We start from the raw sequence: 6,863 nt of genomic DNA, 5'->3' as shown, positions 1-6,863 counted from the left end.
CTGCAACACCCCGAGCACCCCTTCATGCTCGCCAACCTCGATCGGGAGGTAGTCGGCCATCCCGATGGGCCGGGCATTCTGGAGATCAAGACCGCCAGCTATCACAGCGCCCCCCAGTGGGAGGAAGGGGTGCCGGTGGCTTACCAGTGTCAGGTACTGCATCAACTGGCCGTCACCGGCCATGCCTGGGCCGAAGTGGCAGTGCTGATCGGCGGCCAGGATTTTCGGATTTATCGCATCGAGCGCGATGAGGAGAAGATCCAGGATCTCACCGAGCGGGAAGCGCAGTTCTGGCAGATGGTGCAACAAGAGCAGCAACCTGAACCTGACGGCTCCAGCGATGCCGCCAATGCCCTGAGTTGGCTCTTTCCCCGCGATGATGGTCAGACGCTGGATCTCTCGGATTCTCCCGAGTTCAACCAGCTGTTTGGGGAGCTACTGCGCTTACGTCAGCAAAAGGAAGCTGTCGAACAACAAGAGTCACAACTCAAACAGCGGCTGCAAGCCACCTTGGGTGAAGCGACAGCCGGGTTGTTTGCCGATGGCAAGATCACCTGGAAGCGCAGTAAAGACCGGCTAGCACCGGATCTGGATAAGCTCGGTCAGGATCATCCCGACCTGCTCACCCGTTACGTCAAACCGGTACCCGGCGTGCGCCGTTTCACCATTCAACCCTTGAGGCAAACACCATGATCAAAGGACTGGCGATAACCCCGCCCGTGATCGGGCGGATCTGCATCGGCAAGCTGGTGCAAAAACAGGATAAGTGGGTACCGGAGAAGGACGACAGTTTCACCCTCACCACCCAGATACAACAAAAAGGGGGATGGTTGCTCCATCCCCTGCACCAACACTACTCATCGCAAAAGAGTGGCCAAGGACAGGAGCAGACCAAGATCCGCGCCATTCCGGTGCGAGTGCTGTTCAACGACAGCGACCTGAACCTACGGGCGGAATACAGCGCCTTTGACCGGCAAACCGGCAGGCCGCTGTGTGTTGGGAATGGGGAGGTAGCAAGACGTGTGGGGGCACAAGGCATGGAGGAGGTCAGCTGCTCTGGACCAGAGCGCTGCGCCTTTGCCGGGCAACAAGGCTGCAAGCTGTACGGGCGACTGAACCTGTTTGTGGAGGGGCAAGGGGATGAGCTGGGCAGTTTTATCTTCCGTACCACCGGCTACAACTCGGTACGCACCCTGGCGGCGCGACTGAAGTACCTGGAGGCAGTGAGCGGGGGCCATACCCGCTATCTGCCGCTCACCCTGCGGTTGCGAGCCAAGAGCACCACCCAGTCGTACCGCACACCGGTCTACTACGTGGATTTGACCTTGCGGGAAGAAACCAACCTGACTGAGGCGGTCAGGCAAGCACTGGAGGCCGCCCGGCGTGATCAAGAGGCGGGGCTCGCCATCGACCAGATGGAGCAGGCCGCTCGCGACCTGCTGCGCAATGGCCAATTTGAGGATATCGATGAAGAGGTGCCGATGCTGCTGGAGGAGTTCTATCCCGAAGCCAAGAGCGACGAGACGGAAAATGGTCTCAATGGCGCTGTGGCGACAACAGCACTTAACGCCCCGCTAGGCCAAGCGACCAGAGCACCGCAGAAACCGCAACCACGAAGGAGCCCACTCACCAACAAATTGGGGAAAAGGACCCCATCCCCTTCCCCCGGTTAACTGCTGATGTCCCTCTGGAATGGGCAAGCGGTTCTACTGAATCATGAGGCCCTCCCTATAGGGCCCAGTTCACGACTTTCAGTCCGATTGCATTAGCAAATCGATATCCACGGCAATCACAGAACGGCTCATTACTGGATCCAACTGCTGGCGCTGGGTCAATAGCTCAGGCCCTAGTGACATGCACGAATACGCACTAAAAAGGCACTGTTTTCAAGTCAATAGGGTTGGTTTCAGGCTTTTGACTTGTGCCGTCATTGTACCCTGCCCTATTGACCAGGAGGAGACCATGGCACTGGTGGGTTATGCCCGCGTGAGCACGGTAGGCCAAAGCCTGGATACCCAGCTTCAGGCGCTGGCTGAGTGCAGCACGATTTTTCAGGAGAAAGTCAGTGGGGCAAGGGACGACCGCCCCCAATTGGCTCAGTTACTCAACTTTGTGCGTGAGGGGGATGTGGTGTTGGTCACCAAGCTGGATCGCTTGGCCCGCAACACCCGTCACCTGTTGGAGATCTCGGAATACCTGCAAAGCAAGCAGGTAGCACTGAGAATTTTGAATCTGGGGATCAATACCTCGACCCCTACCGGCAAGCTGATGCTCACCATGATTGGTGCTATCGCCACCTTCGAGCGGGAGCTGATGCTGGAGCGGCAGGCGGAGGGCATTGAGTTGGCCAAACAACGTGGCGTGTACAAAGGCCGCAAACCTACCGCGATGGCAAGAGGAGAAGAAGTGCTGGCTCTTGCCGACCGGGGACTTGCCAAAACAGAGATAGCAAGACAAACGGGGATCAGCCTCTCCAGTGTGCAACGCATTCTCAAAACCGCCGCGACGAGTTAAAGCACAAGCCCCCCAGCTGCGTTGCTTGAGCAGGGGGTTGTATCACTTACCAAGGAGCAATGACCTTCGATGGAAATACTGCAATATGATGATTTTCGTACCGAGAAAATAGCAGCCCTTATTAATACCCGAAGCACCTTTGAGATTGTGGGTGTCTCCGGAAACATGGGCAGTACCGTTCGAATTCTTGAGACAACGATAGAATCAGCCGGATTGAAATGCAGGGTATACACCCAAGGGCGTATTGCCGCAGCAGGAGCAACATTTTTAGGTGGCGCAACCGGGGTTGCAGGTATGTTCGCAACCCTTGGTATCGCAGCGCATAACCTGGCTACGTATAACCCTGACTATGAAATAGTGAAACATGTCGTGGATGGTTCCATCAGCGTGCGTTACAAAAAATAACCATCATTCAGACCGTTCTTTTTAAGATGAAGAACGTTGGGGAGTAATAAAAATGAATAAACTTTTAATTTCGTCAATCACCGCATTGCTGTGTAGCAACGCGTTGGCCTATGGTGAGGCAGGCCAATGGTCGAGTAGAAAAACACAGGATGGTATGGAGTATGCCGCTGTGATTGATGACCAGAATAAGCTCATCATCTCTTGCGATAAAAATGGTAAAGATATCGCTATGTATGCCACGATTAAAGGTGTCCAAGTTGGCACTGATGTATACGATAGAACCTTTGATATAAAAACCAGCGAATCTTATTACTTCACACCTTACGTGATAAATGGAGATAGCAGCATATCGAATTTCTTTAAGTTATGGGATGAAATAAGATCCGGACATTCCATTATGTTGGACCAACGTGGCCCCAAATTGCCAACAGAAAATGCCAGTCAAGTATTGCCAGCACGTGACAGCAGTGAATTCATCTGTTTGACGAAAGGGATAAAAAAGAAAGACTATCAGGCGCCCGCCCAAGTTACACATACCAAAGTGGGTAATGAACATCGCTACTCGGTTGTCGCTGACGATAAGCATGCGTTGTACTTCTCTTGTGACAACACCAATAAAATGACCATGCGAGCAATCCTGGATGGTGACAAGTATGACGTTGAAAAGGATTCGTTTTACGTCAGTGTCGGAGACAAGGCTGAACCTGCAAGCGTAATAACCAACAACAAGACGTACCTTGATAAATTTTGGGATGGCTTGCGTGAAAATAAACCCCTTTATCTCATCTCTCAACCAGACAATATTACCTACGTATTGACTCCACAGGGGGGATCCTCTGCACTACCTGACAGAACATCTTCAGATTTTACCTGCCTCACGGCTGATACCATCTCACATAAAAAGAATGATGCACTGTTAGCCCAGCAGGGGCCGACAACAGCCTCCACATTTTCGGTCAATGTGCGGCCAATTATCCCCAACAAGGGGTTGCCATCAAAAGTAATAACTGTTGTTTCTCACAGCGACCGGGTGAAGATAACGAAAGCTGTCGTTAACAGAGGCCAGTGTCAAGTAAAGTCAATTTCCCCATTACCTCTAACGTTAGCTTTTGGTAAGGAACTCATGCTTTACACGGGCTATGACTGCAACGTGTTAGAATTGAGTTTATCAACTACCAATGGTGATGTGGAATACCAGTTCCAACCACAAAATTAATCTGTACGTTGTATTTAACAAAAATGAGTGAGGCTTGGAATATGAAATGGTTAATTGTATTGCCTGGTTTGCTTATTTCATCCAGCGTAGCCTTTGCCTATGGCGAGGCCGGACGCTGGAGCAGTGGCTGGGGTCAGGGCACCAGCGAATACACGGCGGTGGTCAACGAGCAGAACCATCTCAATATCGCCTGTAGTGACACCCGCAAGGTCAGCATGACGGCCACCGTGCAGGGCAAGGAGTACGGCTCTTATGCTGGGCAGGCTTTCGCCATCATCGTCGATGGCAGCCAATATGATGCGCCCTATGAGACCGAGTCCCGTGTCGGTGAGAACAATTTCTTCGACATGTGGAGCAAGCTACGTAAGGCCAAGTCGATCCGCATTTTGACGGCTGACGGCAAGCAGCTCGCACTGCCGACCCAAGAGGCAGCCTCTGTACTGCCCGCTACCAATACCCCCGAGTTTGACTGCTTGATGTGGGACCAATAGTTCACCCCCATTCCCATCCAAGAGGAGGCATTTGCCTCCTCTTTTTATTTCGGCCATTCACTCACCCGTTAAGGAGACGCACTATGCCCCCCTGCATTCCCCCCGAATGCGAGCCATTCGATCACCCAGGCTTTTGGCACAAACTCTGGGCCTTTGCCAAACGTGCCGGTCGGCCCTTTATCGAGATCTGCCTGTTGCTCTACTACACCAGCCAGAAGGATAACCTGCCGCTTTGGGCCAAGCTGCTGATCTACAGTGCGCTGGCCTACTTTATCTCCCCCATCGATGCCATCCCGGATGTGCTACCGATGGGGCTCGCTGATGACATTGCGGTGCTGAGTGCCGCACTCGCCAGTATTACTGCCTTCATTGATGACCAAATCCGTGCCCGTGTGGCCAGAAAAATGCGCGAGCTGTTCGGCCAAGATTAACCCCCACAAGGAGTACACCATGACCATTCCCTTTTTCCGGGACGGCTTTGCCCTGCCCGTTAACCAAGCATTGCTGGTTCAGCTTAACCAGGAAGTCACTAAAACCGAGCTCAATCTTGAGCGCTTAACCCAACTGACTTTCAACTTTCGCAACCCCGGCTACAGTCTCGAACAAGGCGGCGTGCACCCAGTCGAGATCCGCCTGATCCGTGGGCTCGATGGCTGGCTGTTCGATTACGTCACCGACTTCAGCTACCAAGGGCTTGGCCAGGATGCCGAGCTCTGCAAAGAGCTCGATTTCAACTTCCTCGATGGGGAACACACCATGTTGGGTTGGGGACCACTGCGACTGGCTGAAGCGCGGGAGCTGTTCGATATCTGGCAGAGCAACTTCATTGCCTACTGCCGGTTGGAGTGTTTCAGCGTCACGGTCGCAGGAGATTAGGAGGACCCATGAGCCAAGAATTAGCGCTCTCCCACTACTCACGTCAGTGGTTGGGACAAGTTGCCGCCAACGCCAAGATAACCCCCACCCGCAGTAGTCAGCGCTGGCTGCTGCACCTGACACCGGATAGTCCACACATCCGTACAGTCACCCTGCAGGTCCGTTGGTCTGGCGTGCAGTGGCAACTGCTCACCATCAGCAATGCCGATGACGGGCGCACTATGAGCCAGCCGAGAGATGAGATCTGTATCGACCCTAAACACAGCTGTTTCTGGCGTTGCCAAGAAGGACCAGTCTCACTCACCGATCAGCCTCGCGTGCTTGCAAGCTTCCTGGCTGACCTGCAGCGCATCTGCATCCACCGCGGCTATGCCGTGGAGAGTGACCCCATCGCCGACAAGGAGAGCGAAGATGATTAACGCCGTGATCGCCATCGAGCTGGAGGGTTATCTTGAGCACGATGGTCAGATTGAAGTGGTGCATGACAAAGGCCTGCCCAAAGTTTCGGGTTTAGTCAATAACCCACTAAAATTCCACAATAATTAAAATTTTTCCTACACTTAGACTAACGCTCACAGGGATATCACTATGAACTTATCCATTAAAAACAAGCTGGTCTTGGCTATAGGTATCATCATTCTGGTGATCACCGGCCTGCAAGTCTGGTACAACACCTCACAACTGCGCACTGAAACCCAGAGACTGGTCTGGAGCATCATTGACGAAAGCTCCATGGCCAACGTCAAGGGTATCTCCAACTGGGTCGATGCCCGCATCAGCATGGTCAGTACCACCAAAGAAGCATTCACCAAAGAAGATGAACCCATCAGTCATCTGGCCCAAGCCATGAATGCCGGTGGCTTTGAGGGGGTCTATGTCGGTACAGCTAACGGCAAGATGATTGAGAGTAACCCCTCCGGCCTGCCAGCCGATTATGACCCCCGTCAACGTCCCTGGTACAAGGATGCGATGGCAGCAGGCAAACTGGTCATCACTGCGCCCTACGCCGATGTCTCTAACGGCAGTTTGATCGTCACCATCGCCGAGCCGTTCCAACGCGGCAACACCCAGGGGGTTATCGCCGGAGATGTCTCTATCAGCGCCCTTATCTCGGACATTCTGACGGTCACTACCGAGGGGACTTACGCCATTCTGGTCGACAGCAACGGCACCATCATCGCGCATCCCGATGCCTCCCTGAGTCTGAAACCCGCCACAACGCTAGCCCCCGAGTTGACCGCGTCTTACATCAATCAGATCGCTCATGACGGTACGATCAACGAGCTGGTGATCAGCGGTAAGAAAGAGGTCTTTGACTTTAACGCGATCCCCAACACCAATTGGTATTACGGCATGATGGT

11 protein-coding genes are annotated in these 6,863 nt (G+C 53.4%); all 11 read left to right on the top strand.

Annotation, left to right across the window (positions count from 1 at the left end; all coding sequences use genetic code 11):
- Positions 1-693 (top strand): YqaJ viral recombinase family protein (locus tag AB5Y85_RS17535; protein WP_368221882.1); only part of this gene is annotated, 693 nt, incomplete at its 5' end.
- Positions 690-1,673, top strand: a complete 984-nt coding sequence (locus AB5Y85_RS17530) for a hypothetical protein (RefSeq protein WP_224968549.1) — start codon at positions 690-692, stop codon at positions 1,671-1,673. The genes AB5Y85_RS17535 and AB5Y85_RS17530, both read left to right, overlap by 4 nt.
- 289 nt (positions 1,674-1,962) lie before the next feature.
- Entirely contained in the window at positions 1,963-2,514 is a 552-nt protein-coding gene (locus AB5Y85_RS17525; protein ID WP_047435435.1) for a recombinase family protein, read from the top strand.
- 69 nt (positions 2,515-2,583) lie between these two features.
- The gene (locus AB5Y85_RS17520) at positions 2,584-2,919 is read left to right on the top strand and encodes a hypothetical protein (RefSeq protein WP_101531667.1); all 336 of its coding nucleotides are present in this window, start codon (positions 2,584-2,586) and stop codon (positions 2,917-2,919) included.
- Positions 2,920-2,971: 52 nt separating this feature from the next.
- On the top strand, positions 2,972-4,135 hold the full coding sequence (locus tag AB5Y85_RS17515; RefSeq protein ID WP_368221879.1) for a hypothetical protein: 1,164 nt from the start codon (positions 2,972-2,974) through the stop codon (positions 4,133-4,135).
- Positions 4,136-4,176: 41 nt separating this feature from the next.
- Positions 4,177-4,626: a hypothetical protein gene (locus AB5Y85_RS17510; RefSeq protein ID WP_368221877.1), complete on the top strand. Its 450-nt coding sequence runs from the start codon at positions 4,177-4,179 to the stop codon at positions 4,624-4,626.
- 83 nt (positions 4,627-4,709) lie between these two features.
- Positions 4,710-5,057 (top strand): YkvA family protein, encoded by a 348-nt coding sequence (locus tag AB5Y85_RS17505; RefSeq protein WP_257688165.1) that lies wholly within the window; start codon positions 4,710-4,712, stop codon positions 5,055-5,057.
- A gap of 19 nt (positions 5,058-5,076) precedes the next feature.
- Positions 5,077-5,502: a DUF2787 domain-containing protein gene (locus AB5Y85_RS17500; RefSeq protein ID WP_107682484.1), complete on the top strand. Its 426-nt coding sequence runs from the start codon at positions 5,077-5,079 to the stop codon at positions 5,500-5,502.
- A gap of 8 nt (positions 5,503-5,510) precedes the next feature.
- Positions 5,511-5,921 carry a hypothetical protein gene (locus AB5Y85_RS17495; RefSeq protein WP_128997272.1) on the top strand — a complete coding sequence of 137 codons (411 nt, stop codon included), beginning with the start codon at positions 5,511-5,513 and terminating at the stop codon, positions 5,919-5,921.
- The gene (locus AB5Y85_RS17490; protein WP_257688166.1) at positions 5,914-6,048 is read left to right on the top strand and encodes a hypothetical protein; all 135 of its coding nucleotides are present in this window, start codon (positions 5,914-5,916) and stop codon (positions 6,046-6,048) included. The genes AB5Y85_RS17495 and AB5Y85_RS17490 overlap by 8 nt, the downstream gene beginning before the upstream one ends.
- 42 nt (positions 6,049-6,090) lie before the next feature.
- Positions 6,091-6,863 (top strand): cache domain-containing protein (locus AB5Y85_RS17485; protein ID WP_368221875.1); only part of this gene is annotated, 773 nt, incomplete at its 3' end.

This window comes from Aeromonas sp. R3-1 (assembly GCF_040908345.1).
Lineage (GTDB): Bacteria > Pseudomonadota > Gammaproteobacteria > Enterobacterales > Aeromonadaceae > Aeromonas > Aeromonas veronii.
The sequence above is the reverse complement of the archived record's forward strand: the minus strand, read 5'-3'. Positions and strand labels throughout refer to the sequence as shown.